The sequence below is a fragment of the Streptomyces sp. MS191 genome, from assembly GCF_008042125.1.
Classification (GTDB): Bacteria; Actinomycetota; Actinomycetes; order Streptomycetales; family Streptomycetaceae; genus Streptomyces.
Genome location: NZ_RDBI01000032.1, coordinates 1 through 22,343 on the forward strand (window position 1 = coordinate 1; position 22,343 = coordinate 22,343).

Genomic DNA, 22,343 nt, shown 5'->3' on the forward strand with positions numbered 1-22,343 from the left:
GCTCTTCGTGCTCTGCGTGGGCCTGGCGCTGGCGGAGGTCACCAGCGCGTACCCCACCTCCGGCGCGCTCTACTACATGGCCGACCGGCTGGGCGGCCGCCGCTGGGGCTGGTACACCGGCTGGCTCAACCTGCTCGGCCTGCTCGGCGCGATCGCGGGCATCGACTACGGCGCCGCGCTCTTCACCGGAGCCTTCCTCAACCTCCAGTGGGGCATCGTGCCCACGCCCGGCGGCACCTTCGTGATCTTCCTCGTGATCCTGCTGCTGCACGCCGTGCTCAACCTCTTCGGCGTCCGACTGGTGAGCCTCCTCAACTCGGTCAGCGTCTGGTGGCACCTCGGCGGCGTGGCGCTCATCGTCGGCGCCCTCGCCATCGTCCCGGACCACCACCAGTCGGCGGAGTTCGTCTTCACCGAGTTCGTGAACGACACCGGCTGGGCCAACCCGCTCTACGTCGCCGCGATCGGGCTCCTCCTCGCGCAGTACACCTTCTCCGGCTACGACGCCTCCGCCCACCTGTCCGAGGAGACCTCCAACGCCTCGGTCAGCGCGGCCAAGGGCATCGTCCGGGCCATCTGGGTCTCCTGGATAGCCGGCTTCGCGCTGCTCGCCGGGCTGACCTTCGCGATCCAGGACTACGTGGGCACCCAGAACAGCGCCACCGGCGTGCCGCCCGCGCAGATCCTGCTCGACGCGCTCGGCAGCGGCGGCGCCACCGCCCTGCTGCTCGTGGTGATCGTGGCCCAGTTGTTCTGCGGCAACGCCGAGGTGGCCGCTGCCAGCCGGATGGTCTTCGCCTTCAGCCGCGACAACGCCCTTCCCGGGTCGGCTCTCTGGCGCAAGGTCAGCAGCCGTACGCAGACCCCGGTGCCGGCCGTGTGGCTCTCGGTCGTCGTCGCCGCCCTGCTCGCGGTGCCCTCGCTCTACTCCGCCACCGCCTACGGAGCCGTGACGGCCATCAACGTCATCGGCATCACCCCCGCCTACGCCATTCCGATCTACCTGCGGCTGCGGGCGGGCAAGCGGTTCACACCGGGCCCGTGGAGTCTGGGCCGCTGGAGCCGACCGATCGGCTGGACCGCCGTGATCTGGGTGGCTCTCGTCACCGTCCTCTTCTGCCTGCCGCAGAAGTCCCCGGTGACCATCGACTCGATGAACTACGCGGCCATCGCGCTCGCCGTGGTGCTCGTCCTCGCCACCCTGTGGTGGTACGTCGCCCGCCGCTCGTACGGCACGCCGTCGGCGTACGGCAGCGCGCGCGAGGAGGCGGAGATCGCCGAGGGGATCGTCTGACGCCCCGCGAACGGGCCCGTCCCGGAGCGGAGTCCACGCCTCAGGCCGAGAACTCGTAGGTCCAGGGCGCGGCATGGGCCGCGAAGTCGATGTCCGTGACCTCCAGCGCGTGCCCGTGCTGGTCGCTCACCACCCGGTGGACGACCAGCCGGGCGTCGTCCGCGCCGACGCCGGTGGCGGGCCCGTGCGGCACGGCGATCGACTCGCGCCGGGTCAGGCGCAGGCCCGCCTGGTGCATCCAGTGGTAGAGCAGTCGCAGGTCGGGCTGCCGCACGGAGCCGGTGACCCGCCGGTACCGGCCGAGCTGCGGGATCTCCGCCAGGGCCGACCGGGAGAACCACGAGACGGAGCGCTGCAGCGGGGCTCCGCCCGGACTGAGCACCACATGCCGGTGGACGAGGGTGGGCTCGCCCGGCACGAGCGTCAGCCGGCCCGCCAGTGCGGCGGGCGGCACCTCCCACGCGAGCGCCGCGCGGACCAGCGCGTCGGCCGCCTCCGTGCCGCCGGGGAAGTGCTGCCGGCGGACCGTCAGGGCGGGCGCGGCCGCCGCCTGTCCGGCACCGGCCGCGAAGGTGCCCCGCCGGTCCGTGACCACGAGCCCCTCCTCGCGCAGCAGTTGGAGCGCGCTGCGCACCGTCTGCCGGTTCACGTGGTAGCGGTGGGCCAGGGACCGTTCGGACGGCAGCCGGCTGCCGGGGGAGATGCGGCGGTCGGCGAGGTCGTCCCGCAGGGCGCCGGCGACCCGGAGGTAGAGCGGAACCGCCGCCATCTGTTCGGGATCGGGCTCGGCCATGATCAGACCCTCTCTGCTTGCTCAGCGTGACCGCGTGGGTCGCGTCGGTGATCAATTCCTATCATTGGTCTAAACCACTTTGGAAGGGGGGTCGGCGAGAGTGGCCGAAACGAGCGACTGCGCTTCTAATGAAGCCACTGGTGATGGCGGCGAACGAGGCGGTGATGCCGGATGACCACACCGTCGGAGCGGGCCGGGATCGGCCGGGCGGCCCGCAAGCGTGTGCCGCGCTCCTCGCACGGCCGCTGGATACCCTCCTCGCAGCGGCCCGACCCGCTGACCGTCCTGGAGCGGCAGTCCGTCGACCGCCTGGCCGAACTCGTGCCGATCCGGTACGGCAGGATGGCCGTCTCGCCCTTCGCCTTCCTGCGCGGCGCCGCCGCCGTGATGGCCGCGGACCTCGCCGCCCAGCCCCACACCGGCCTCACCGTGCAGCTGTGCGGCGACGCCCACCTGCTCAACTTCGGCGTCTACGCCTCACCCGAACGGGCCCTCCTCTTCGACGTGAACGACTTCGACGAGACCTTGCCCGGACCCTTCGAATGGGACGTCAAGCGGCTCGCCGCCAGCGTCGTCGCCGCCGCCCTCCAGAACGGCAACACCAAGGCCAAGGCCCACCACGCCGCCCTGGCCGCCGCCGGCTCGTACCGCACCGCCATGCGACGCCTGGCCGGACTGGGGGAGCTCGCCGTCTGGTACGAGCGGATCGACGCCGACGAGCTGGCCCCCCTCGTCCGGAGCGGGCGGGCCCGCGTCGAGAGCCGCCTCGCCCGCGCCCGCCGCCGCACGAGCCTCCAGGCCCTCGCCAAGATGACCGAGACGGACGAGTCCGGAGCCCGCCGGATCGTCGACGACCCGCCGCTCCTCGAACGCGCCGGGGACCTCGACCGGGTCGGCCTGGGCAAGATCTTCAGCGACTACCGCAGCTCGCTGTCCGAGGAGCGCCGTCTGCTGCTCGACCGGTTCCACTTCGTCGACGCCGCCCGCAAGGTCGTCGGTGTCGGAAGCGTCGGCACCCGGTGCTTCGTCCTGCTCCTCCAGGGCCGGGACGACGGCGACCCGCTGATGCTCCAGGTCAAGGAGGCCGGCCGCTCGGTCCTGGAGCCGTACCTGCCGCCGAGCGTCCACGCCCACCAGGGCCGTCGCGTCGTCGCGGGACAGCGCCTCACCCAGGCCGCCAGCGACATCTTCCTGGGCTGGATGACCGGACCCGAACAACGCCACTTCTACTGGCGCCAGTTGCGCGACATGAAGGGTTCGGCCGAGGTCGAGACGATGTCCCCGTCCATGCTGCGCGCATACGCCCGCCTCTGCGGCGTCGCGCTGGCCCGCGCCCACGCCCGCTCGGGCGACCGCATCGCCATCGCGGGCTACCTGGGCTCCTCGGACGTCTTCGACCGGGCGATAGCCGACTTCGCCCTCCGCTACGCCGGCCAGAACGCCGACGACTACGCGCAGTTGAGCGCCGCGATCGCGGCCGGGGTGATCGCCGCCGCGCCGGGAGTGTGACCCCACGGGCCGGTCACCGCCGGCGCGCGGGCCCGTGCGGCGAGGGCCAAGCCCGTTGCGCCGGGCCCCGGGGGGCCACCGGAGCCGCCCCGAGGCGCGCTCCCGGCAGCCCCGACCGGCTTCAGTGCCCCGCGGGCGCCTCGCGCCGCAGGGGCGGACCGGCCGGCGTCCGCCGGACCGGCCCGAAGAGCACCGCCCGCGCGACAGCCGGGGCGAACAGCGCCGACATCGGCGCCGACAGGGTGAGGACCGACCGGAACGCGGCACCGACCTGCGGATCCCCGGCGTACCGCTCCTGGAGGCGCCGCAGATACCACCCGACGGGCCGGTCCACCGCGCGCGAGCCCGTCGCGTTGCCCGTGGCCCCGGGCATCTTCCTGTCGGCGCCCGCCGAGATGTCCCAGGCCTGCCGAGAGGCGTCGACCAGCGCCTTCTGCACCGTCCGCGTGGTCGGCGTACGACGTGTGTCACCCAGCGCGCGCCGCAGCGCCACGGCGCTCAGCGCGGCCACCGCCATGCCCTGTCCGTAGATCGGGTTGAAGGCGCACAGCGCGTCGCCGGTCGCGAGGAAGCCGGCCGGCCGGCGACCGGGCAGATCGTAGCGGCGCCGGATGTTGGAGGTGTTGCGGAAGCCGAACACGGCGGACTCCGGCTCGGCCTTCGCCAGCCACTCGCTCACCAGCGGATGCGGGAGCCGCTTCGCGAACTCCTCGAAGCCCGCCTCGTCCGACGGGGGCAGGTCGTCGCGCAGCCCGGAGAGCGTCACCAGGTGACGGCCTTCGCCGACCGGCACCACCACGGCGCCGTACACCTGCCGGGGGTTGGGCACGATGTTGACGCCGAGCGCGTCCGACGACGCGTCGTCCGCGCCCCGGTAGACCCGGGTCGCGTAGCCGAGACCGGTGTCGATGGTCTCCTCGTGCGGCGGCTCGGCGCCGATCGCGGCGAGCCAGTCGGAGGCGCCCGAGCCCCGGCCCGACGCGTCCACCACCAGATCGGCCGCCAGCGACCGGGTCTCCCGGTCCGCGCCCGCTCCCCGCTCGCGCAGCAGCACCCCGCGCACGCGCGAGGAGTCGCCGACCAGCCCCACGATCTCGGTGCCCTGCACGGTCTCGATGCGGGGGTCGGCCAGCACCCGGCGCCGCACCAGCCATTCGAGCTGCGCCCGGGGCCCCGTGAAGAGCGACGTCGAGGCGGCCGTGCGGCGGAACCACCGGCCGTCCTGCAGCTGCATCATGTCCGCCGGCATCCCCACCACCGGGCTGCCGAGCTCGCCCAGCTCCTTCGTGAATCCCGGGAGCAGTTCGTCCAGGGCCCGCTGTCCGCCTTCCACCAGTACATGGGTGTGCCGGCTCTGCGGGACGCCGGGCCGGGCGTCCGGGCCCTCGGGGAAGCGGTCGCGCTCGACGACCGTGACCCTCTCCGCGTGCTCGCTCAGCACCCGCGCGGCCAGCAGGCCCGCGAGACTTCCCCCGATGACCACCGCGTGACGTGTCGCGCGGTGCCCCAAGTCGTCGGCCATGCCCGCCCTTTCCGGTCGTGGATCTCCTACCGCCCAGTATCCACATCCGGCCGGGCGGACCCGCCGGATCCGGCCGCCGGCCACCGACTCCCGCGCCGCCGGGCGCGTCCCTCCGGACCAACGGATCCCGGCACCGCCGTCACCTCTCCGGGGGCTCCGCCGGCAGCTCGCTGAGCGCGTGCGTCAGCCACTCGACCCAGAACCGCTCCAGATCGATCCCGCCCCGCAGCACGAGGTGCCGGAGACGGTCCGGCTCGCTCTCCCGGCGGGCGGGCGGGAAGTCCCGCTCCTCGATGGCCCGGTACTCCTCCAACTGTGCCCGGTGCAGGTCGAGATGGCGCTCCAGCTCGGCCCTCATGCCGGACGCCCCGACCACGGCCGCGGCCCGCATCCGCAGCAGCAGCGCCGACCGCAGCGGCTTCGGGTCCTCCGTGCGCGCCACCCACGCCGTCAGCTCCCCGATGCCGGCCGGCAGGACCTCGTACTCCTTCTTCTGCCCGCGCGCCGGCACGGGGGCCGGCAGGGCGCGGATGTGGCCCGCCTGCTCCAGCCTGCCCAGTTCGCGGTAGATCTGCTGGTGGGTGGCGGACCAGAAGTAGCCGATCGACCGGTCGAAGCGGCGCGTCAGTTCGAGACCCGAGGACGGCTTCTCGAGCAGCGCGGTCAGGATCGCGTGCGGGAGGGACATGGACGCATCCTAGGAGGGAGTCTCGCCGGTCCTGCCGGGCTTGCGGCGGGACCGGCCCGATCGGCGAGGCGTCCCCGGGGTCGCCGGCCGGCGGGCGGACAAGGGTGGCGCGGGCCCGGCCGCCCGGAGGGACGTGCCGGGCCCGCGCCCGCGGTCAGACGGTCGCCGCCAGGCGGGTGCCCTGGTCGATGGCCCGCTTCGCGTCGAGCTCCGCGGCGACGTCGGCGCCGCCGATCAGGTGCGCGGTGCGACCCGCGGCGACCAGCTCCTCGTACAGGCCGCGGCGCGGCTCCTGACCGGTGCAGAGCACGACGGTGTCGACCGGGACGACCTGCGGCTCGCCGTCCAGGCTGATGTGCAGGCCCTCGTCGTCGATCCGCTCGTACGTCACGCCCGCGACCATGGTGACGCCGCGGTGCTTCATCTCGGCGCGGTGGATCCAGCCGGTGGTCTTGCCCAGGCCGGCGCCGACCTTGGAGGTCTTGCGCTGGAGCAGGTGGACCTGGCGCGGGGGGCGGGGCCGCTCGGGGGTCCGCAGACCGCCGCGGGACTCGTACGAGGTGTCGACGCCCCACTGCCGGAAGTACGTCTCCGGGTCCTGGCTCGCCCCCTCGCCGCCGTCCGTGAGGAACTCGGCGACGTCGAAGCCGATACCGCCGGCGCCCATGACGGCCACCCGCTCGCCGACCGGGGCGCCGTCGCGCAGCACGTCGAGGTAGCTGACGACGCTGGGGTGGTCGATGCCCTCGATCTCGGGGACGCGCGGGGTCACGCCGGTGGCGACGACCACCTCGTCGAAGTCGTCGAGATCGGCGGCCGCCACGGTGGTGTCCAGCCGGACGTCGACGCCGAGGGCGTCGAGCTGCGTGCGGAAGTAGCGCAGGGTCTCGTTGAACTCCTCCTTGCCCGGCACGCGCTTGGCGACGTTCAGCTGGCCGCCGATCTCGCCGGCGGCGTCGAACAGCGTGACCCGGTGGCCTCGTTCGGCGGCGGACACGGAGAAGGCGAGGCCGGCCGGGCCCGCGCCGACGACGGCGAGCCGCTTCGCGAGGCGGGTGGGGGAGAGGACCAGCTCGGTCTCGTGGCAGGCGCGCGGGTTGACCAGGCAGGACGTGATCTTGAGGCTGAAGGTGTGGTCCAGGCACGCCTGGTTGCAGCCGATGCAGGTGTTGATGGTGTCGGCGCGGTCGGCGGCGGCCTTGCGGACGAAGTCCGGGTCGGCGAGGAACGGCCGGGCCATCGACACGATGTCGGCGCGTCCCTCGGCGAGGATCTGCTCCGCCACCTCGGGGGTGTTGATGCGGTTGCTCGTCACCAGCGGGACGGAGACCGTGCCCATCAGCCGCTTCGTCACCCACGTGTAGGCGCCGCGCGGGACCGAGGTCGCGATGGTGGGGATGCGGGCCTCGTGCCAGCCGATGCCGGTGTTGATGATGGTGGCGCCGGCGGCCTCGATCTCCTTGGCGAGCGCGACCACCTCGTCCAGCGTGGAGCCGCCCGGGACCAGGTCCAGCATGGAGAGCCGGTAGACGAGGATGAAGTCCTCGCCGACCCGCTCGCGGATGCGGCGGACGATCTCCAGCGGGAAGCGGACCCGGTTCTCGTAGCTGCCGCCCCAGCGGTCGGTGCGCCGGTTGGTGGCGGCCGCGATGAACTCGTTGATCAGGTAGCCCTCGGACCCCATCACCTCCACGCCGTCGTAGCCCGCGGCCCTGGCCAGCTCGGCGCAGCGGACGTAGTCCTCGACGGTCCGCTCCACCTCGGCGTCGGTCAGCTCGTTGGGGACGAAGGGGCTGATCGGCGCCTGGATAGCGCTGGGCGCCACGAGGCCGGGGTGGTAGGCGTACCGGCCGAAGTGCAGGATCTGCATCGCGATACGGCCGCCGGCCTCGTGCACGGCGTCGGTGATCAGCCGGTGTTCGGCCACCTCCTCGTCGGTGGTGAGCTTGGCGCCGCCGTCCCAGGGCCGTCCGGCCTCGTTCGGGGCGATGCCACCGGTCACGATGAGGCCGACTCCGCCCCGGGCGCGCTCGGCGTAGAAGGCGGCCATCCGCTCGAATCCGTGCTCGGCCTCCTCGAGACCGACGTGCATGGAACCCATGAGCACCCGGTTGGGCAGGGTGGTGAACCCGAGGTCGAGCGGGCTCAGCAGGTGCGGGTACGGGGTGGTCGGGGCCATCGGGCGCCTCCTCGCGCAGGGTCGTCACCGTCTGTTGTAGACGACCCGAGGGCGCTTGTGCAACTAGTTGCATAACGAGCGGCGCGTGATGTGCGCAACGCGGGACACCGTGGTTCGCGCAACCGGCAGGTTGCACCTCGGGTCGGGACGTGCAACCCTGGAGTTGCATCTGATGGTGTCGAGGAACGGAGTCCGTCATGAGCGAGGACCGGATCGAACGCGAGACCCTGATCGAAGCGCCCCTGGAGCGCGTCTGGACCCTGGTGGCGCAGCCCGGCTTCTGGGTGGCCGACAAGGCGAGCCTGCCCGGCACGGTGGCCGAGGAGGGCGTGACGATGGTGGCGAGGAACCCCGAGCACGGCGACTTCCCCGTGCGCGTGGAGAAGGTGCGGCCCCCGAGCTACCTGGCGTACCGCTGGACCAGCGCCTTCCCCGGGGAGGAGCTGCGCGAGGAGAACAGCACGCTGGTCGAGTTCACGCTGACCGCGGAGGGGGGCAGGACCCGCCTGCGTGTCGTCGAGAGCGGGTTCACCGCGCTGGCCGGGTCCGAGGACCTGCGCAGCCGGAACCACAAGGACCACACCGAGGGCTGGCCGCTGGAGCTCGACGCGCTCCGCAAGCGCGCGGAGGAGCCCTCCCCGTGACGGAGGAGGCGCCCGGCGCCCCCGAGGTCGTCGACGTCGTCCTCGGCGCGCTGGCCGACCCGATGCGGCGGCGGCTGCTCGACCTGCTGGCCGCGCGGGGGGAGGCGACCGCGACCACGCTCGCCGCGGAGCTCCCCGTCTCGCGGCAGGCCGTGGTCAAGCACCTCGCCGTCCTCGACGCCGCCGGACTCGTGTCCGGCGGCCGGGTCGGACGCGAGGTGCGGTACGCGGTCCGGCCCGCGGCCCTGGACACGACGGCCCGCTGGATGTCGACCCTCGCGGCCGACTGGGACCGGCGCCTGGCCCGCATCAAGAGCGTGGCCGAGGCGGCGGAGCGGGACGAGGGCGGGTCGCACGGCGTCTGAGCGACCGGCCGGCCGACGGGAGTCCGCCGGCCGGCCGGGAGGCGCGCGCCGGGCCCGGCAACGAGACGGTGGCGCCGGCGTGCGGCGGTCCGCCGATCCCTCGGTGGTCCGCGGGCGCCACCCGCACGGCAGCGCTCCCGATCACGCGGAGGACGAGAGCTGTTCGCGCACCCAGGCAGGATCGGGGTTGGTGTGCGGCCGGCCCGCCACGACGACGGTCGGTACGGTCTCGTTGCCGTCGTTGGCCGCCCTCACCACGGCCGCTCCAGCCGGGTCACGCCAGATGTCGACCCAGTGCAACCGGCGGGCCCTGCGGCCCAACCGGATGCGCAGCCGCAGGCAGTACGCGCAGCCCGGCCGCCAGTAGACGACCGGCCGGCCGTCGACCGCGCTGCGGCGTTGCGCCTCCGTCGCACCGATGGACCTCGGGAAGACCAGCGGCGAGTTCACGCCCGCCAGCAGCACGAACCCCAGCAGGAGTGCCGCGGCTTCGCCGGGGCTCCCCCGGAGGAACAGCCCGGTCGCGACGACCGAGCCGCAGGACACGAGCAGCATCGGCAGGATCCACAGGCGCGTCATGATGGTCCAGGCTATCGGTGAGCCGAGGCTCTCCGCGGAGCGGGCCGCTCACCCGGGCGTTGGCCGGACGCTCCCGCCGCGTCGACGGCAGGCCCGGCGCGTGCCGGTCCCGGAGGTCGCACCATCTCCGCACCAGGCCCCGGCCGCAGCCGGCCGTTCTCGGTCAGTCGGTCGGATCGGGCATGATCTCCCGGACCTCCTGCGCACAGCGGCAGGCGGCGGCGATCCTGGCGGCCCACTCCAGCGCGTCCTCGCGTGAGGGCACATCGATGATCGAGAACCCGCCGAGCACCGCCTTGGTCTCCGGGTACGGGCCGTCGGCGACGACCCCGTCGGTGGCCACGACGCTGGCCCGCTGCCTTTCCAGTCCGCCGCCGAAGACCCACACGCCGGCCTCCCGAGCCTGACGCACCACTTCGAGCGAGGCTTCGGCCACCTGGGGCAACTCCTCCTCGGGGAAGGTCATCGCGCCGTCGTCGAACGAGATCAGGTACCGCGTCATGCATGGCTCCCTCGGCCGTCGGCCCCTTCGAACCCTTCTCACCCTACGACGAACGTCTCCCTTCGGAACCGAAGCTCCTCCCGGCTTCCGAGGCACCCGTCAGGCCCGCCCCGGCACCTCCGCCCACGCGTCCAGCTCCTCCGCCGTCCGCGGGCCGGGCGCGTCCGCTGCCAGCAGGCCGTGGCCCCGCAGCAGCCGGGACACGGCCATGCCCCAGGGGCGGCGCAGCCGGGCCGCGGCGAGCAGCGCGTCGTCGCCGAGCAGTTCGGCGATCGGCCCGGTCCGCAGCCCCTCGGGCGACAGCACCGCGGCGTCGTCCGCCCACCGGAGCGCCAGATCCACGTCGTGCGTGGCCATCACCACGGTCGTACCGGACTCCCGCAGCCGGCCCAGCACCTCCAGCAGCCGCTCCTGTCCGTGCGGATCGAGCCCGGCCGTCGGCTCGTCCAGGATCAGGACACGCGGGCGCATCGCCACGGCTCCCGCGATCGCCGCCCGCTTGCGCTGCCCGTACGACAGCAGGTGCGTCGGCCGGTCCTCCAGGACCGCGATGTCCAGCGCCTCCAGCGCCTCACGCACCCGCAGCCGTACCTCCTGCTCCGGCAGGCCCAGGTTCATCGGCCCGAAGGACACGTCCTGGCCGACCGAGGCCGCGAAGAGCTGGTCGTCCGGATCCTGCACCACGAGCTGCACCGTCGTCCGCAGCCGGGTCAGACCCTTGCGGTCGTACGACACCCGCTCGCCGTCCAGCAGGAGCGTGCCGCCGCCGAGCCGGAGCCCGCCGCTGAGCAGCCGCATCAGGGTCGTCTTGCCACTGCCGTTGCGGCCGAGCAGCGCCGTCGCCCGCCCCTCGGGCACGGCGAAGTCGATCCCGTCCAGGACGGCGGGACCGTCCTCGTAGGCGAATCCCGCCTTGACCAGCTCCACGACCGCGGACCGAGAACTCAACGCAGGGACCTTTCGAGTACGAGAGTGAGCGCGACGAGTCCGGCGAGCAGGCCGGCCGACGCGGTGAGGAACCGGCGCGAGACCGCGGCCTCGGGCACCAGGACCCGCAGCGTGCCGTCGTACCCGCGCCCCGCGAGCCCGGTCTGCAGCCGCTGCGCGCGGTCGAAGGCGCGGACGAACGCGGTCGCGCCGAGCCCGGCCAGGGAACGCCAGGTCGCCGCCCGGGTGGTGAGCCCGAGCCGGGCCGCCTGCGCCTGCCGGATCCTGGCCATCGCGTCCAGGAGCAGGAAGCCGATCCGGTACATCACCAGGGCGACGTCCACGACCGGGGCCGGTACCCCCGCCCGGACGAGCCGGGGCAGTACGTCCGAGACCGGCGTGGTGAAGGCGAACAGCAGGACCCCCAGCGAGGCGGCCGACGTCCGCAGCAGCAACTCGCCCGCGTGCGCAGGACCGTCCGGGGCCAGGGCGACGAGCCCGCGGGCCCCGCCGACCTCGAACAGCAGGGGGACGGCGCCCGTCACACAGAAGCCCAGGGGGATCCGGAACGCCCGCCACAGCTGACGTCGCGGCACGCCGGCCGGTCCGAGCAGGACGGCCAGCGTGGCCGCGGCGACGAGCACGGCGCCGGGCCACGGCGGCAGGCACACCGCGCACAGGGTGAGACCGAAGCCGAGAACGGCCTTCTCGGCGGGATGACGGCGACGCCAGCGACTGCTGTGCGCCGCCGCGTCGATCGGCAGCATCCGTGACTACTCGTCGCCTGCCGGCGCGACCGTCGCCGCCGCAGACGATCCCGCCGTGGTGCCGGCGGGCGTCGTACCGTCCGTCGCCGTCGCCGTCGCCGTCGCCGCCGAGTGGGCCTCGCCCTGCCTGCGGCCCTTGCGCAGGCCGAAGTAGTACGCGAGGACACCGGCGCCGAGCGCGGCCTGGAGCGCGAACAGCGCCGACTCGATCTCGCCGGAGGGCGGCTCGTAGAGCGGGCTGAACCACGGCTCGTAGTCCGGCTCGAGCTCCGTGATGGCGGTCTCCGCCTCGGCGTCGGCGCCGGTGAACGGCTCCTCCTTGTGGTCGCCCAGCCCCAGCAGCAGGGGCAGTACCGCCAGCGCGGCCACCACGAGCAGCAGCAGCGTGTTGATCTTCGCGTTCCTGCTCATCGGCCGACCGCCTCCGTGGTCCCGCTCTTCCGTCCCGCGGGGAGCAGCACGCCGAGCCGGGTCAGCTCCCCCTTGCTCGACTGCGCGAGCAGACGCATCACGAGCACCGTCAGCAGACCCTCGCTGACCGCGAGCGGGATCTGCGTGACGGCGAAGATGCCGCCGAACTTCGCCAGCGCACCGACGAAGCCGCTGCCCGGGTCGGAGAACGCCAGCGCCAGCTGAACGCTGGTGACGCAGTAGGTGGAGAGGTCGGCGACGAAGGCGCCGCAGAAGACGCTCACCATCAGCGGGACGTCGAACCGGCGCAGCAGCCGGTACGTCCCGTACCCGGCCCACGGGCCGACGATCGCCATCGAGAAGGCGTTGGCGCCCAGCGTGGTCAGCCCTCCGTGCGCCAGGAGCAGCGCCTGGAACAGCAGGGTGATGGTGCCCAGGACCGCCATCACGGGCGGCCGGAAGAGGATCGCGCCCAGCCCCGTACCGGTCGGGTGCGAGCAACTGCCCGTCACCGAGGGGATCTTGAGAGCGGACAGGACGAACGTGAAGGCGCCGGAGGCGCCGAGCAGCAGGGTGGACTCGGGATTGGCTTTCACCTCACGGGTGAGCGCACGCACACCGTGGACGACGAAGGGGGCGGCTGCGACGCCCCAGGCGGCCGCGTGCACAGGGGGCAGGTACCCCTCGGCTATATGCATGGTTGGGAGACCCTCTCCAGCACCTCGTGGATGGACAACGCACCTTGGCCGGTCTCCTGGCTGACGGTCATGACGCCCGGACTCCGCCTTCCCACACCGCCCGCGGTCGCCCGCGGTGGTGCAGTGGCTTCCCTGTCGACCTCCCAGGGCGTGGAGCCGGACCTCCCGATCACAGTGGCGAGGGCCGCACCGGTACTGCACCGGTTTCCCGTACACCAAGGCCCTGCGACATTAGTGCGTTGACCAGGTACATCACAACACGGTGGGGTACCGGTACGGCCCGTGACGGGCGGCCGGGCCGCCCGCCGGGCCTCATGCCTTCCGGTAGGTGTACGCCTCCGAGGCCGCCGCCTCCACGGCGTCCAGGTCCCCGCCGGCGCTCGCCGTGACGAGGGCGGCGACGGCTCCCTCGACGAACGGCGCGTCGACCAGCCGTGCCCCCGGGGGCAGTTCGCCGCCCTCGGCGAGGAGGGCCTTGACGGTGAGGACGGCGCTGCCCAGATCGACGAGCAGGGCCACACCCGCGCCACGGTCCGCTGCCTCGGCCGCCTCGGCGATCAGCTCCGCGCTGGTGCCGAGACCGCCGTCGGGAGTGCCGCCCGCGGGCAGGATCGGCGCGCACGGGCCGCCGCCGGCCAGGCCCTGGGCGAGTGCGGCGACGGCCGCCGCCACCGGCGCGCTGTGGGAGACGAGGACGATGCCGACCTGCCCGGTCATTCCGCCGCCTCGGCGAGCGCGGCCATCAGCAGCGCGGACGAGGTGGCTCCGGGGTCCTGGTGTCCGACGGAACGCTCGCCGAGGTAGCTGGCCCTGCCCTTGCGCGCCCGGAGGGGCACGGTCGCGAGGGCACCCCGCTCGGCCGCCTCCCGCGCTGCGGTGAAGGACTCGCCCAGGGCCGCTGCCGCCGGTACGAGGGCGTCGAGCATGGTCTTGTCGCCGGCCTGTGCCCCGCCGAGCCGTGAGACGGCCGAGACCCCGGCTTCCAGCGCCTCGGCGAACCGGGCCCGGCTCACGGCCGGTTCGTCGCCCAGGTCCTTGCCCGTCCGGCGCAGCAGCGTCCCGTACAGAGGCCCGGACGCGCCCCCGACCGTGGAGATGAGCCGGCTTCCCGCGGTGACGAGAACGGCCCCCGGCGTCGGAGGCGGCTCCTTCTCCAGTACGGCCGTGACGGCGGCGAAGCCCCGCTTCAGGTTGGCACCGTGGTCGGCGTCGCCGATCGCGGAGTCCAGCTCGGTCAGACGGTCCGCCTCCCGGTCGACGGAGGCTGCGGCGATCGTCAGCCAGCGGACGAAGAAGGCGGCGTCGAACGTACCGGACGAGGCGTCGGAGGACGCGCCGGATGTGTCGGACGAGCCGGGGGATCCGGCGGAGTCGGGGGCGGTCGGCTCGGGCACTGCGGTCACCTCACTGGGTCGGCTGCGACGGGGAGTCGGGGGCCTGGGAGTTCGGCGTCGGGTGTCGCCCGGGGCGTCACCGGCCCCAGCGCAGGGCCGGCGTCTGCACGGGCGCGTCCCACAGCCGCAGGAGTTCCTCGTCCACCTCGCAGAGCGTCACCGAGCAGCCGGCCATGTCGAGCGAGGTCACGTAGTTCCCCACCAGCGTGCGGGCGACCGGGATGCGGCGCTCGGCCAGCACGCGCTGCACCTCGGCGTTGAATCCGTACAGTTCGAGCAGCGGGGTGGCGCCCATGCCGTTGACCAGGGCCAGGACCGGACCCGACGGCCGAAGGTCCTCCAGCACGGCGTCCACGGCGAAGTCGGCGATCTCCCGCGACGTCATCATGGCGCGCCGCTCGCGTCCCGGCTCGCCGTGGATCCCGATACCCAACTCCAGCTCACCATGGGGGAGTTCGAAGGTGGGGCTGCCCTTCGTCGGGGTACTGCAGGCGCTCAGTGCCACACCGAAGGACCGCGACCGCTCGTTGACCCGGCGGGCGACGGCCTCGACCCGCTCCAGTGGCGCGCCCTCCTCGGCCGCGGCTCCGGCGATCTTCTCGACGAACAGGGTGCCGCCCGTGCCGCGCCGCCCGGCCGTGTAGAGGCTGTCCGTCACCGCCACGTCGTCGTCGACCAGGACCTTGGCGACCTGGACGCCCTCGTCCTCGGCGAGCTCCGCGGCCATCTCGAAGTTGAGGACGTCGCCGGTGTAGTTCTTGACGACGAACAGCACCCCCGCCCCGCTGTCCACCGCGGCGGCGGCCCGCACCATCTGGTCGGGCACGGGCGACGTGAACACCTCGCCGGCGCAGGCGGCGGCCAGCATCCCCGGCCCGACGAACCCGGCGTGCAGGGGCTCGTGTCCGGATCCGCCGCCGGAGACGAGCCCCACCTTGCCCGCCATGGGAGCGTCGCGCCGCAGCACCACGCGGTTCCCGACGTCGACGGTCAGTTCGGGGTGGGCCGCGGCCATGCCGCGCAGCGCGTCGGCGACGACGCTCTCGGGCACGTTGATCAGCATCCGCACGAGTACCTCCAGGGGAGTGGAGCGGGCGAGTCGTCCAGCGGGTCCGGGCAGGGCGTGACGCGGAGGCGGTGCCGCGGGCTCGGCGCGGGAACGCACCGGCCGCCGGGCCGGGGACGGCCGTACGGCGCCGGCGCGGAAGCGCCCCTGCGCCGACCGTCCTGAGCGGCAGTCAGCGCGGAGGGGGCGGGACGTCCTTCGCGGGTGCGCGTCACGCACCGATTATCGACGGCGCGGGGCCTGTCCGCACGGGTACCGCGGGTTCGGGTGCGGACAGGCGATCGGAGGAGCGGGGACGAACGGCTCCGCGGACCGCCCGCGGGGCCTGCCCCGCGCGGCACCGGGACTCAGCGGCCCAGAGCCCGCTTGAGCTCGGCCTTGTCCATCTTCGAGCGGCCCTCGATGTTGCGCTGCCGGGCCTCGTTGTAGAGCTGCTCCTTCGTCGGGCCCTGCGCGCCCCGGTGGGACCTCAGTCCGCCGCGACGCGACGACGACATGTCCTCCAGGGAGCTGCGGCTGGCGGTCTCGGACTCGCCGGCCCGGGCACGCTCCTTGTTCACGGTGCGCGCGGCGATCTCCTTGGCCCGCTCGGTGCTCTCGCCGCGCTCCTCGGCGCTCTCCTTGATGTGCTCGTACTGCCGCTCGCGTTTGGGGCTCGAACCACGAGGCATGGCGTCTCCTTGCTCGGGTCGGGTTCCGGCCGGTTCCGCGCCTACCCGCCGGGGACGAGGGCATTCGCGCCACCGGGGTCACTTCTTGCCGGCGTCCTCGTACTCGTCCTCGTACTCCTCCTCCTCTTCCTCCTCCGGCTCGTCCTCGTCGTACTCGTCCTCGTACGCCCCCTCCTCGTCCTCGTCCTCCTCGTCCTCCTCGTCCTGGTCGGCCTCGCCGTCCTCGTCGTACGCGCCTTCCTCGCCTTCCTCCTCGTCCCGGTAGCCCTCCTGGCCTTCCTCGTCCTCTTCGCCCTCTTCGCCTTCCTCGGCTTCCTCCTCCTCCATCGCCTCCTCGTGCGTCTTGACGACCTCACCGTCGCGTATCTCGCCTCGCCAGCCCTCGGGTTCCTCGCTGCCCAGGGTCACGTGGCGGTCGAAGTGCTTCAGGTCGAGACGCAGCCGGCGGCCGCCGGCGCGCCACACGTTTCCGGTCTTCTCGAAGAAGCCGGAGGGGTAGTACTCCACGACGACCAGAATGCGCGTGAGGGACGGGCCGAGTTCGTGGAAGCTCACGCAGCCGCGGACGGTGCCCTTGGCGCCATCCGAGGTCCAGACGATCCGGTCGTCCGGCACCTGTTCCTGGATGGTGGCCTTCCAGCCGCGCGTGGAAGGGCCGACCTTCACCTTCCAGTCGCTGGTGGTGTCGTCGCCCTTGGAGACGCTGCGGACGCCCTTGGCGAAGTCGCTGAAGTCCTCGAACTCCGTCCACTGGTCGTACGCGGTCCGCAGGGGAACGCCCACGTCGATGAACTCGATGATGTTGGTCGCCTTGGTGCTGCCGCCCTTCCGGCCCTTGCCCTTCCCCTTGCCGAACAGTCCGGACGCCGCATCCGTGACCTTGTCCTTCAGTCCCGAGAGCTTGCTGCCGGCGATGGCCTTGAGGGGGGAGTCCCCCTGGAACATGCGCCCGCCGATGTCCGCCAGGCTCCCGCCGTTCTGCGCGACGTCGGTCAGCTGGTCGGTGACATCGCCGATCTTGTCGGAGGCCTTGTCGGCCAGCCCCTCGGCCTGGGCGCTGACGAACTTGCCCAGCTCCTGCAGGAGCATGTCGAGTCCCGATCTGTCCTTCGTGTTGTTCTCTGTGGTTGTCATGACCTACTCCGCGAGGACCGGGAAGACGTCTTCTTGGCCGCCGTCTTGCGCGTCGAACTCGTCGACTTCTTGGGTGCGGTCTTCTTCGCAGGGCTTCTGGAGGCGGTCTTCCTGGGGGCGGACTTCTTGGCGGCGGTCTTCTTCGCCGGACTCCTGGACGCGGTCTTCTTCGCCGCGGTCTTCTTGGCCCCCGAACCGGAAGCGGTCTTCTTCGCCGCCCCGGACGTGGTCTTCTTCGCGGCCGTCTCCTTCGCCGGAGACTTCGCGGCCGTCTTCTTGGTCGGAGTCTTCGCGGCGGACTTCTTGGCCGGCGCCTTCTTCGTCCGGCTCGTGCCCCGACCGGACGTTCCGCCGTCGCGTGCCGACGACGTGGTGGAGCGCGACCGACCGCGCGTACCGCTGCTCGCGGCGCGCGACGTGGACGGGGCGGCCCGCTTCCTGCGGGGCTTCTGCTCCGGCTCCGGTTCCGCGTCGGCCTCCTCCTCCGGTTCCTCGCCTCCCTCTTCCTCTTCCTCGTCCTTCGGTTCCTCCGGTTCCTCCTCCTCCTCTTCCTCTTCCTCCTCCTCGTCCTTCGCGCCCTCCGGCTCGTCGGACGCCTCGGGCCCTTCCTCTTCCTCTTCCTCTTCCTCCGGCTCCTCCTCTTCCTCTTCCTCCTCTTCGCCCTCCTCCTCGTCCTCGTAGGGCTCCTCGTCGTACTCGTCCTCGTATCCCTCTTCCTCCTCGTCCTCCTCGCCCGCGCCGTCCTCGCCGCGGGTGAGGCTCAGAGTCCGTTCGCGGAGGGATCCGGCGAGGTCTTCGAGCTTGCGGTTGGCGGCGGCACCGAGCGCCTGGCGTCCGGCATCGAGGGCTTCGCCGCGCAGTTGCTCGCCGAGCTCCGCGACCTGGGGCATCTCGCGCACCTTGGCGAGTCCCTGTGTCAGGAGTTGCCCGGGTTCCAGGCCGAATCGCCGGCCCGCGATGTAGGTGGCGAGCGTGAACGCCAGGCGACCCTTCTTGGTCCGGCCCAGCAGGTAACCGCCCGCCACGGCGGCTGCCAGCGCCATTTTCGTGGTGTCCTGCATCAGCTTCTCCGTCCCTCCACCGGGCTGCGCCCGCTCGGCGGCCAGGGAGTCGCGTGCGGGTGCCCGCGCTGTCTGTCCGGTGTCCGGTCGCCTCGTCATCCAGGAGCGTTGCTCGGGATATACATGCCACCTGCTCAGTTGGGCAGGCGTTATGCGTGGATGCTTACGAAATCTCCCGAGATGGCATCCATGTACCTTTTGGAGGGTGCTATGGCCGCAGCGGAACCGGCTCGCGCCAGGCGCTCGACGCGCGGCGCCGACGAGGAGAAGCCGAAGGAGCGACGCCGTGCCCCGCGCCGCCGTACGGGCGTGCCGAACGCGGCCTCGGCCATGAAGTCGGCCTCCGAGCAGCTGTCGGAGCTGCTCGGGCGGCCGCCCGAGAGCGTGTCCTCGCTCCGCCCGACCGACGACGGCTGGGAGGCACAGGTCGAGGTCGTCGAGCTGGAGCGCATCCCGGACACCACCAGCGTGCTGGCGAGTTACCGGGTGAGCCTGGACGAGAACGGCGAACTCGTCTCGTACGAGCGGACGCGGCGTTACACGCGAGGAATGATCGATCGGCAGACCTGACACCAGGTCCTGCCGGAAGGAGGCGTCATGACGGTGGTGCCGCAGAGCGGCGGCAGTGTCAGCAGAGGTGGAGGATCCTCGAGCAGCCTGTACGACGTTCTGGAACTCATTCTCGACCGAGGTCTGGTCATCGACATCTTCGTGCGGGTGTCGCTCGTGGGCATCGAGATCATCAAGATCGACGCACGGATCGTCGTGGCGAGTGTGGACACCTATCTGCGCTTCGCCGAGGCATGCAACCGACTCGACCTGGAAGCGGGCCGCAAGGCCCCCGCCCAGTTGCCCGAGGTCATGGGCAAGATGGTCGAGGGGGGTGCGCACGGCAAGTCGAAGGGCGCGTTGAGCGGCGCCGTCGAAGCCGTGACCGACTCCCTCGGTGGCGGGTCGAAGGGCGGGAGCGACGAGGACGAATCCGAGGAGGAGCCGGAAGAACAGGAAGAGCCCGCCCCGCGCCGTCGGCGCCCGGCCAAGCGCGCGGCACGCCGCCGAGAGGAGTAGGCCATGGCTCTGTACGTGTACTCGATCGTCGGTGCGGACCACCCCCGCGATCTCGACGGACTCTCCGGGGTCGGTTCCTCACCCGAGGCCCTGCGCAGTGTGGCCGGTGGCCAACTCCACGCGATCGTCAGCGAGATCTCGGAGGAGATCCGCCCCAAGCAACGCGACCTGGCCCGCCACCACGAGGTCCAGGAGCGAATGATGGACGAAGGGACGGTTCTGCCGCTCCAGTTCGGCTACGTCGCACCCGACGAGTCCACCGTGCGGCAGGTGCTGGAGGAGAACGCCGACCGCTACCTGGCGGCGCTCGACCGGCTGGCCGGCTGCTCGGAGTACCACCTGAAGGCCTCGCAGGAGGAGGACGTGCTGCTGCGCAGGGTCCTCCAGGAGGTGCCCGAGGCGTGGGACCTCGACCAGCGGATCCGGGCGGGATCGTCCGATCCGGGCCTGCCTCTGGCGCTGGGGGAGCTGCTGGCCCGGGAGGTGGGCGCACGACAGGACGAGCTGGCCGACACCGTCGTACGGGAGCTGGCGGTCTTCGCCCAGGACCAGAACGTCCACCCCCCGGCGGGCGAGGACTTCCTCAACCTCTCGCTGCTCGTTCCGCGGGAAGAGGAGGAGAATTTCCTCAAGCGGCAGGACGCGCTCTCGCAGCAGCATCTCGACGGCGGTGTGCGGTTCCGCCTCAGCGGACCCCTGCCTCCCTACAGCTTCGTCCGGTAGGCCACCGTCACCCGGACGCGGTGCCCGAAAGGAGGGCGAACCGAGATGGGCCTCTTCAGCACACTGGCCACGCTCCCGCTGGCCCCGGTACGCATGGTCGCCTGGGCCGCCGAGCGCGTGGCGGAGCAGGCGGAGGACGAGTACTACGACCCGGCTCCGGTCTGGCAGGAGCTCGCCGCGCTCGCCGAGGAGCGGGACCGCGGCGCGATCAGCGAGGAGGCCTTCGACCGCCGGGAGGACGAGCTCCTGGACCGGCTGGCAGAGATCGAGGCGTTCCGGCGCGGCACCTGACCGAGAAGCGAGGCGAACACCGTGACTGACCCGCTCGCCCACCGATTCGAGGGCCATCCCTCGCGGGCGGCCCCACCCGAGTACGGCTCGTCGGCGAACCTCGCCGACATCCTGGAACGGGTCCTGGACAAGGGCATCGTCATCGCCGGCGACATCCGGATCGACCTGCTGGACATCGAGCTGCTGACGATCAAGCTCCGCCTGCTGGTGGCCTCGGTCGACAAGGCCAAGGAGATGGGCATCGACTGGTGGGAGCACGATCCGTCGCTCTCGTCCCGCCACAGCGGCGACCATCTGGTGGAGGAGAACCGGCGCCTGCGCTCCGAGCTCGACTCCCTGCGGCGCGAGGTGCGCGGGCTGAGCGGGGCCCGACCGACCAGGCGCCGCCGCCTCCCGGACGGGGAGACCGCCGAGGAGGACGAGGAGAGGGCCGAGGAGGACGAGGAAGGGCCGCCGTCATGACGGGCGACCGCGCCGGCGCGCCGCCGACGCTGACGTACGTGTACGCGGTCGTCCCCGCGGACGACGAGGTGGCCGAGGCGGTCGGGCCGCTGCGGGGCGTGGCCGAGGCCGCGGTCCTGCTGCTCACCGAGGACGCGGCGTCGGGGCCCGAGCTCGCGTTCGCGGCCAGCCGAGTGCCCGCCGAGGACTTCGGGGAAAGCGCTCTCAAGCAGCATTTCGAAGACGTGGGATGGCTGGAGGACACCGCCCGCGCGCATCACGGCGTCGTCGAGGCGCTCGCCGCCCGCACGGCGGTCCTGCCGCTGCGGATGGCCACGGTGTACCAGGACGCCGAGCGCGCCCGGCAGGCGCTGTCCCGGCGCAGGAAGTACTTCGCCGAGCGGCTGGCGCTGCTGCGGGACCACACGGAGTACGGGGTCAAGATCTACCTGGCACCGTCGCCGTCGCCGTCGTCATCCTCCGAGGGGGAGCCGGATGACGGGCCGCCCGGATCCGGGCCCGGTGCGTCGCCGGACACCGCCACACCCGGACGCTCCTACCTGCGGCAGCGCCGGGCCCAGCACGCGGCCCGGGAAGCGCGGGACGTCCAGGCTGGCGAGGCCGCCGCACACGTCGAGGCCGCCGGTGCGCGCCACGCCACGGGCGTGGTCCGGCACCCGGTCCAGCGCAGTGCGCTCAGCGGGCCGCTGGAGAACATCCTCAACAACGCCTACCTGGTGCCGGACGGGGAGACCGAGCGGTTCCGCGCCGCCGTCCTGGAGGCCGCCGCGCCGTACACCGCCCTCCGGATCGAGCTGACGGGGCCATGGGCGCCCTACTCGTTCGCCATGCCTCCGGAACCCGAACAGGGCAGCAGGGAGCAGACAGATGACCGTCCCACCCCGTGACGATCCGCCGGCCGTCCCGCTCCGCGGCGACTCCCCGGCCGCGCCGCTCCACGGCGAGCCGCTGGCCGGACGCCAGGTCGCGCTGGTCGATCTCCTGGACCGGCTGCTGAGCGGCGGCGTCGTCCTCGCGGGCGACATCGTCCTGTCGATCGCCGACATCGACCTGGTGCGCATCTCGCTGCGCGCCCTGATCGTGTCGGTCGACTCCGATACGCCGGCGATGCCGCTCTACGGCGGGCGGCCGTCATGAGCGCCTTCGACGGAGCGGCCGCGCGGGACGGCGCCGACCGCTCGGACGGCCCCGACGGTGACCTCACGGGCCTCGGTGAGTCGATGTCGCGCGCGTACCGCCTCATCCAGTCACCACCCACGCCCGAGGACCACGGCCGGTACCCGGCGCACCGGGTCCGCACGGGTTCGGACACGGTGGAGGAGGACCTCCTCAAGCTCGTGCTCACCCTCGTGGAGCTCCTGCGGCAGCTCATCGAGCGGCAGGCCCTGCACAGGGTGGACGCCGGTGACCTCACCGACGACCAGGAGGAAGAGCTCGGAGCCACGCTCCTCGCCCTGCACGACAGGCTGGAGGACCTCTGCCGGCAGCACGGCTACGCACTGGAGGACCTGAACCTGGACCTCGGGCCGCTGGGACGGCTCCTTCCCTGACCCGCGGGGACGGCTCCTTCCCCGACGGTCCGGGCGTCCGGGCCG

Annotated in this window: 28 protein-coding genes and 1 riboswitch; of the genes, 12 read left to right on the forward strand and 16 right to left on the reverse strand. The window is 72.7% G+C overall.

From position 1 onward, the window contains the following. A partial coding sequence (locus EAO71_RS03795; protein ID WP_147976340.1) for an amino acid permease occupies window positions 1-1,294 on the forward strand: 1,294 nt, incomplete at its 5' end. A gap of 40 nt (window positions 1,295-1,334) precedes the next feature. Here EAO71_RS03795 and EAO71_RS03800 read toward each other — a convergent pair. Beyond that, the gene (locus EAO71_RS03800; protein WP_147976341.1) at window positions 1,335-2,087 is read right to left on the reverse strand and encodes a GntR family transcriptional regulator; all 753 of its coding nucleotides are present in this window, start codon (window positions 2,085-2,087) and stop codon (window positions 1,335-1,337) included. A gap of 171 nt (window positions 2,088-2,258) precedes the next feature. Here EAO71_RS03800 and EAO71_RS03805 point away from each other — a divergent pair, with 171 nt between their 5' ends. Further along, complete coding sequence (locus tag EAO71_RS03805; protein ID WP_147976342.1) at window positions 2,259-3,596, forward strand: DUF2252 domain-containing protein; 1,338 nt, start codon at window positions 2,259-2,261, stop codon at window positions 3,594-3,596. Window positions 3,597-3,717: 121 nt separating this feature from the next. Here EAO71_RS03805 and EAO71_RS03810 read toward each other — a convergent pair whose 3' ends face one another. The 3 genes from EAO71_RS03810 to EAO71_RS03820 all read right to left on the reverse strand — a co-directional run bounded on the left by EAO71_RS03810 (window position 3,718) and on the right by EAO71_RS03820 (window position 7,985). After that, the gene (locus tag EAO71_RS03810; protein ID WP_147976343.1) at window positions 3,718-5,118 is read right to left on the reverse strand and encodes an FAD-dependent oxidoreductase; all 1,401 of its coding nucleotides are present in this window, start codon (window positions 5,116-5,118) and stop codon (window positions 3,718-3,720) included. 139 nt (window positions 5,119-5,257) lie between these two features. After that, window positions 5,258-5,806 (reverse strand): PadR family transcriptional regulator, encoded by a 549-nt coding sequence (locus EAO71_RS03815; RefSeq protein WP_147976344.1) that lies wholly within the window; start codon window positions 5,804-5,806, stop codon window positions 5,258-5,260. 154 nt (window positions 5,807-5,960) lie between these two features. Further along, on the reverse strand, window positions 5,961-7,985 hold the full coding sequence (locus EAO71_RS03820; RefSeq protein ID WP_147976345.1) for an oxidoreductase: 2,025 nt from the start codon (window positions 7,983-7,985) through the stop codon (window positions 5,961-5,963). Between the two features lie 197 nt (window positions 7,986-8,182). Here EAO71_RS03820 and EAO71_RS03825 point away from each other — a divergent pair, with 197 nt between their 5' ends. Together EAO71_RS03825 and EAO71_RS03830 are read left to right on the forward strand one after the other, a co-directional pair. Further along, complete coding sequence (locus tag EAO71_RS03825) at window positions 8,183-8,629, forward strand: SRPBCC domain-containing protein (protein ID WP_147976346.1); 447 nt, start codon at window positions 8,183-8,185, stop codon at window positions 8,627-8,629. Next, window positions 8,626-8,994 carry an ArsR/SmtB family transcription factor gene (locus EAO71_RS03830; RefSeq protein WP_147976347.1) on the forward strand — a complete coding sequence of 123 codons (369 nt, stop codon included), beginning with the start codon at window positions 8,626-8,628 and terminating at the stop codon, window positions 8,992-8,994. The genes EAO71_RS03825 and EAO71_RS03830 overlap by 4 nt, the downstream gene beginning before the upstream one ends. Window positions 8,995-9,135: 141 nt before the next feature. Here EAO71_RS03830 and EAO71_RS03835 read toward each other — a convergent pair whose 3' ends face one another. The 12 genes from EAO71_RS03835 to EAO71_RS37475 all read right to left on the reverse strand — a co-directional run bounded on the left by EAO71_RS03835 (window position 9,136) and on the right by EAO71_RS37475 (window position 18,204). Further along, window positions 9,136-9,573 carry a glutaredoxin domain-containing protein gene (locus EAO71_RS03835; RefSeq protein ID WP_147976348.1) on the reverse strand — a complete coding sequence of 146 codons (438 nt, stop codon included), beginning with the start codon at window positions 9,571-9,573 and terminating at the stop codon, window positions 9,136-9,138. 163 nt (window positions 9,574-9,736) lie between these two features. Continuing rightward, the gene (locus tag EAO71_RS03840) at window positions 9,737-10,075 is read right to left on the reverse strand and encodes a YciI family protein (protein ID WP_147976349.1); all 339 of its coding nucleotides are present in this window, start codon (window positions 10,073-10,075) and stop codon (window positions 9,737-9,739) included. Between the two features lie 99 nt (window positions 10,076-10,174). Continuing rightward, on the reverse strand, window positions 10,175-11,023 hold the full coding sequence (locus EAO71_RS03845; RefSeq protein ID WP_147976350.1) for an ATP-binding cassette domain-containing protein: 849 nt from the start codon (window positions 11,021-11,023) through the stop codon (window positions 10,175-10,177). After that, window positions 11,020-11,769, reverse strand: coding sequence for a cobalt ECF transporter T component CbiQ (gene cbiQ / locus EAO71_RS03850; RefSeq protein WP_147976351.1), 750 nt, complete (start codon window positions 11,767-11,769; stop codon window positions 11,020-11,022). The genes EAO71_RS03845 and cbiQ overlap by 4 nt, the downstream gene beginning before the upstream one ends. Window positions 11,770-11,775: 6 nt before the next feature. Then, window positions 11,776-12,180, reverse strand: coding sequence for an energy-coupling factor ABC transporter substrate-binding protein (locus EAO71_RS03855; protein ID WP_261991981.1), 405 nt, complete (start codon window positions 12,178-12,180; stop codon window positions 11,776-11,778). Continuing rightward, on the reverse strand, window positions 12,177-12,878 hold the full coding sequence (locus tag EAO71_RS03860; RefSeq protein ID WP_147976352.1) for an energy-coupling factor ABC transporter permease: 702 nt from the start codon (window positions 12,876-12,878) through the stop codon (window positions 12,177-12,179). Before EAO71_RS03860 ends, EAO71_RS03855 begins: the two co-directional genes overlap by 4 nt. 29 nt (window positions 12,879-12,907) lie before the next feature. Continuing rightward, a riboswitch (cobalamin riboswitch) is annotated at window positions 12,908-13,113 on the reverse strand. A 77-nt stretch (window positions 13,114-13,190) separates the two neighbouring features. Continuing rightward, window positions 13,191-13,595 carry a PTS-dependent dihydroxyacetone kinase phosphotransferase subunit DhaM gene (locus EAO71_RS03865; RefSeq protein WP_147976353.1) on the reverse strand — a complete coding sequence of 135 codons (405 nt, stop codon included), beginning with the start codon at window positions 13,593-13,595 and terminating at the stop codon, window positions 13,191-13,193. Continuing rightward, complete coding sequence (gene dhaL, locus EAO71_RS03870) at window positions 13,592-14,158, reverse strand: dihydroxyacetone kinase subunit DhaL (RefSeq protein ID WP_261991984.1); 567 nt, start codon at window positions 14,156-14,158, stop codon at window positions 13,592-13,594. The genes EAO71_RS03865 and dhaL overlap by 4 nt, the downstream gene beginning before the upstream one ends. A 190-nt stretch (window positions 14,159-14,348) precedes the next feature. After that, window positions 14,349-15,341, reverse strand: coding sequence for a dihydroxyacetone kinase subunit DhaK (dhaK, locus tag EAO71_RS03875; RefSeq protein ID WP_147976355.1), 993 nt, complete (start codon window positions 15,339-15,341; stop codon window positions 14,349-14,351). Between the two features lie 344 nt (window positions 15,342-15,685). After that, entirely contained in the window at window positions 15,686-16,009 is a 324-nt protein-coding gene (locus EAO71_RS03880) for a plasmid stabilization protein (protein ID WP_147976356.1), read from the reverse strand. Between the two features lie 78 nt (window positions 16,010-16,087). After that, entirely contained in the window at window positions 16,088-17,143 is a 1,056-nt protein-coding gene (locus tag EAO71_RS03885) for an SRPBCC family protein (RefSeq protein WP_147976357.1), read from the reverse strand. Further along, window positions 17,140-18,204 carry a histone protein gene (locus EAO71_RS37475; RefSeq protein ID WP_187282553.1) on the reverse strand — a complete coding sequence of 355 codons (1,065 nt, stop codon included), beginning with the start codon at window positions 18,202-18,204 and terminating at the stop codon, window positions 17,140-17,142. The genes EAO71_RS03885 and EAO71_RS37475 overlap by 4 nt, the downstream gene beginning before the upstream one ends. Before the next feature lie 210 nt (window positions 18,205-18,414). Between EAO71_RS37475 and EAO71_RS03895 the strand changes: the two genes are divergently transcribed. Genes EAO71_RS03895 through EAO71_RS03930 form a run of 8 tightly spaced genes read left to right on the forward strand, consistent with a single transcriptional unit; the run spans window position 18,415 to window position 22,298 of the window. Beyond that, window positions 18,415-18,774 (forward strand): gas vesicle protein GvpO, encoded by a 360-nt coding sequence (locus EAO71_RS03895; protein ID WP_147976358.1) that lies wholly within the window; start codon window positions 18,415-18,417, stop codon window positions 18,772-18,774. Window positions 18,775-18,801: 27 nt separating this feature from the next. Then, on the forward strand, window positions 18,802-19,272 hold the full coding sequence (gene gvpJ / locus EAO71_RS03900; protein WP_147976359.1) for a gas vesicle protein GvpJ: 471 nt from the start codon (window positions 18,802-18,804) through the stop codon (window positions 19,270-19,272). A 3-nt stretch (window positions 19,273-19,275) separates the two neighbouring features. Next, window positions 19,276-19,995, forward strand: coding sequence for a GvpL/GvpF family gas vesicle protein (locus tag EAO71_RS03905; protein ID WP_147976360.1), 720 nt, complete (start codon window positions 19,276-19,278; stop codon window positions 19,993-19,995). 45 nt (window positions 19,996-20,040) lie between these two features. Continuing rightward, the gene (locus EAO71_RS03910; RefSeq protein ID WP_147976361.1) at window positions 20,041-20,286 is read left to right on the forward strand and encodes a gas vesicle protein GvpG; all 246 of its coding nucleotides are present in this window, start codon (window positions 20,041-20,043) and stop codon (window positions 20,284-20,286) included. Window positions 20,287-20,307: 21 nt separating this feature from the next. Then, entirely contained in the window at window positions 20,308-20,748 is a 441-nt protein-coding gene (locus EAO71_RS03915; RefSeq protein WP_147976362.1) for a gas vesicle protein, read from the forward strand. Continuing rightward, window positions 20,745-21,635, forward strand: a complete 891-nt coding sequence (locus EAO71_RS03920; protein ID WP_147976363.1) for a GvpL/GvpF family gas vesicle protein — start codon at window positions 20,745-20,747, stop codon at window positions 21,633-21,635. Before EAO71_RS03915 ends, EAO71_RS03920 begins: the two co-directional genes overlap by 4 nt. Beyond that, window positions 21,616-21,885 (forward strand): gas vesicle protein, encoded by a 270-nt coding sequence (locus EAO71_RS03925; protein ID WP_261991982.1) that lies wholly within the window; start codon window positions 21,616-21,618, stop codon window positions 21,883-21,885. Before EAO71_RS03920 ends, EAO71_RS03925 begins: the two co-directional genes overlap by 20 nt. After that, entirely contained in the window at window positions 21,882-22,298 is a 417-nt protein-coding gene (locus EAO71_RS03930; protein ID WP_147976364.1) for a gas vesicle protein K, read from the forward strand. The genes EAO71_RS03925 and EAO71_RS03930 overlap by 4 nt, the downstream gene beginning before the upstream one ends. The last annotated feature ends 45 nt before the right edge of the window (window positions 22,299-22,343 follow it).

Bases quoted from the DNA above. Each gene is read 5' to 3' on its own strand.
- EAO71_RS03800 (WP_147976341.1), bottom strand. From the start codon at position 2,087: ATGGCCGAGCCCGATCCCGAACAGATGGCGGCGGTTCCGCTCTACCTC.
- EAO71_RS03805 (WP_147976342.1), top strand. From the start codon at position 2,259: ATGACCACACCGTCGGAGCGGGCCGGGATCGGCCGGGCGGCCCGCAAG.
- EAO71_RS03810 (WP_147976343.1), bottom strand. From the start codon at position 5,118: ATGGCCGACGACTTGGGGCACCGCGCGACACGTCACGCGGTGGTCATC.
- EAO71_RS03815 (WP_147976344.1), bottom strand. From the start codon at position 5,806: ATGTCCCTCCCGCACGCGATCCTGACCGCGCTGCTCGAGAAGCCGTCC.
- EAO71_RS03820 (WP_147976345.1), bottom strand. From the start codon at position 7,985: ATGGCCCCGACCACCCCGTACCCGCACCTGCTGAGCCCGCTCGACCTC.
- EAO71_RS03825 (WP_147976346.1), top strand. From the start codon at position 8,183: ATGAGCGAGGACCGGATCGAACGCGAGACCCTGATCGAAGCGCCCCTG.
- EAO71_RS03835 (WP_147976348.1), bottom strand. From the start codon at position 9,573: ATGACGCGCCTGTGGATCCTGCCGATGCTGCTCGTGTCCTGCGGCTCG.
- EAO71_RS03840 (WP_147976349.1), bottom strand. From the start codon at position 10,075: ATGACGCGGTACCTGATCTCGTTCGACGACGGCGCGATGACCTTCCCC.
- cbiQ (WP_147976351.1), bottom strand. From the start codon at position 11,769: ATGCTGCCGATCGACGCGGCGGCGCACAGCAGTCGCTGGCGTCGCCGT.
- EAO71_RS03855 (WP_261991981.1), bottom strand. From the start codon at position 12,180: ATGAGCAGGAACGCGAAGATCAACACGCTGCTGCTGCTCGTGGTGGCC.
- EAO71_RS03860 (WP_147976352.1), bottom strand. From the start codon at position 12,878: ATGCATATAGCCGAGGGGTACCTGCCCCCTGTGCACGCGGCCGCCTGG.
- EAO71_RS03865 (WP_147976353.1), bottom strand. From the start codon at position 13,595: ATGACCGGGCAGGTCGGCATCGTCCTCGTCTCCCACAGCGCGCCGGTG.
- EAO71_RS03880 (WP_147976356.1), bottom strand. From the start codon at position 16,009: ATGCCTCGTGGTTCGAGCCCCAAACGCGAGCGGCAGTACGAGCACATC.
- EAO71_RS03885 (WP_147976357.1), bottom strand. From the start codon at position 17,143: ATGACAACCACAGAGAACAACACGAAGGACAGATCGGGACTCGACATG.
- EAO71_RS37475 (WP_187282553.1), bottom strand. From the start codon at position 18,204: ATGCAGGACACCACGAAAATGGCGCTGGCAGCCGCCGTGGCGGGCGGT.
- EAO71_RS03895 (WP_147976358.1), top strand. From the start codon at position 18,415: ATGGCCGCAGCGGAACCGGCTCGCGCCAGGCGCTCGACGCGCGGCGCC.
- gvpJ (WP_147976359.1), top strand. From the start codon at position 18,802: ATGACGGTGGTGCCGCAGAGCGGCGGCAGTGTCAGCAGAGGTGGAGGA.
- EAO71_RS03905 (WP_147976360.1), top strand. From the start codon at position 19,276: ATGGCTCTGTACGTGTACTCGATCGTCGGTGCGGACCACCCCCGCGAT.
- EAO71_RS03910 (WP_147976361.1), top strand. From the start codon at position 20,041: ATGGGCCTCTTCAGCACACTGGCCACGCTCCCGCTGGCCCCGGTACGC.
- EAO71_RS03920 (WP_147976363.1), top strand. From the start codon at position 20,745: ATGACGGGCGACCGCGCCGGCGCGCCGCCGACGCTGACGTACGTGTAC.
- EAO71_RS03925 (WP_261991982.1), top strand. From the start codon at position 21,616: ATGACCGTCCCACCCCGTGACGATCCGCCGGCCGTCCCGCTCCGCGGC.
- EAO71_RS03930 (WP_147976364.1), top strand. From the start codon at position 21,882: ATGAGCGCCTTCGACGGAGCGGCCGCGCGGGACGGCGCCGACCGCTCG.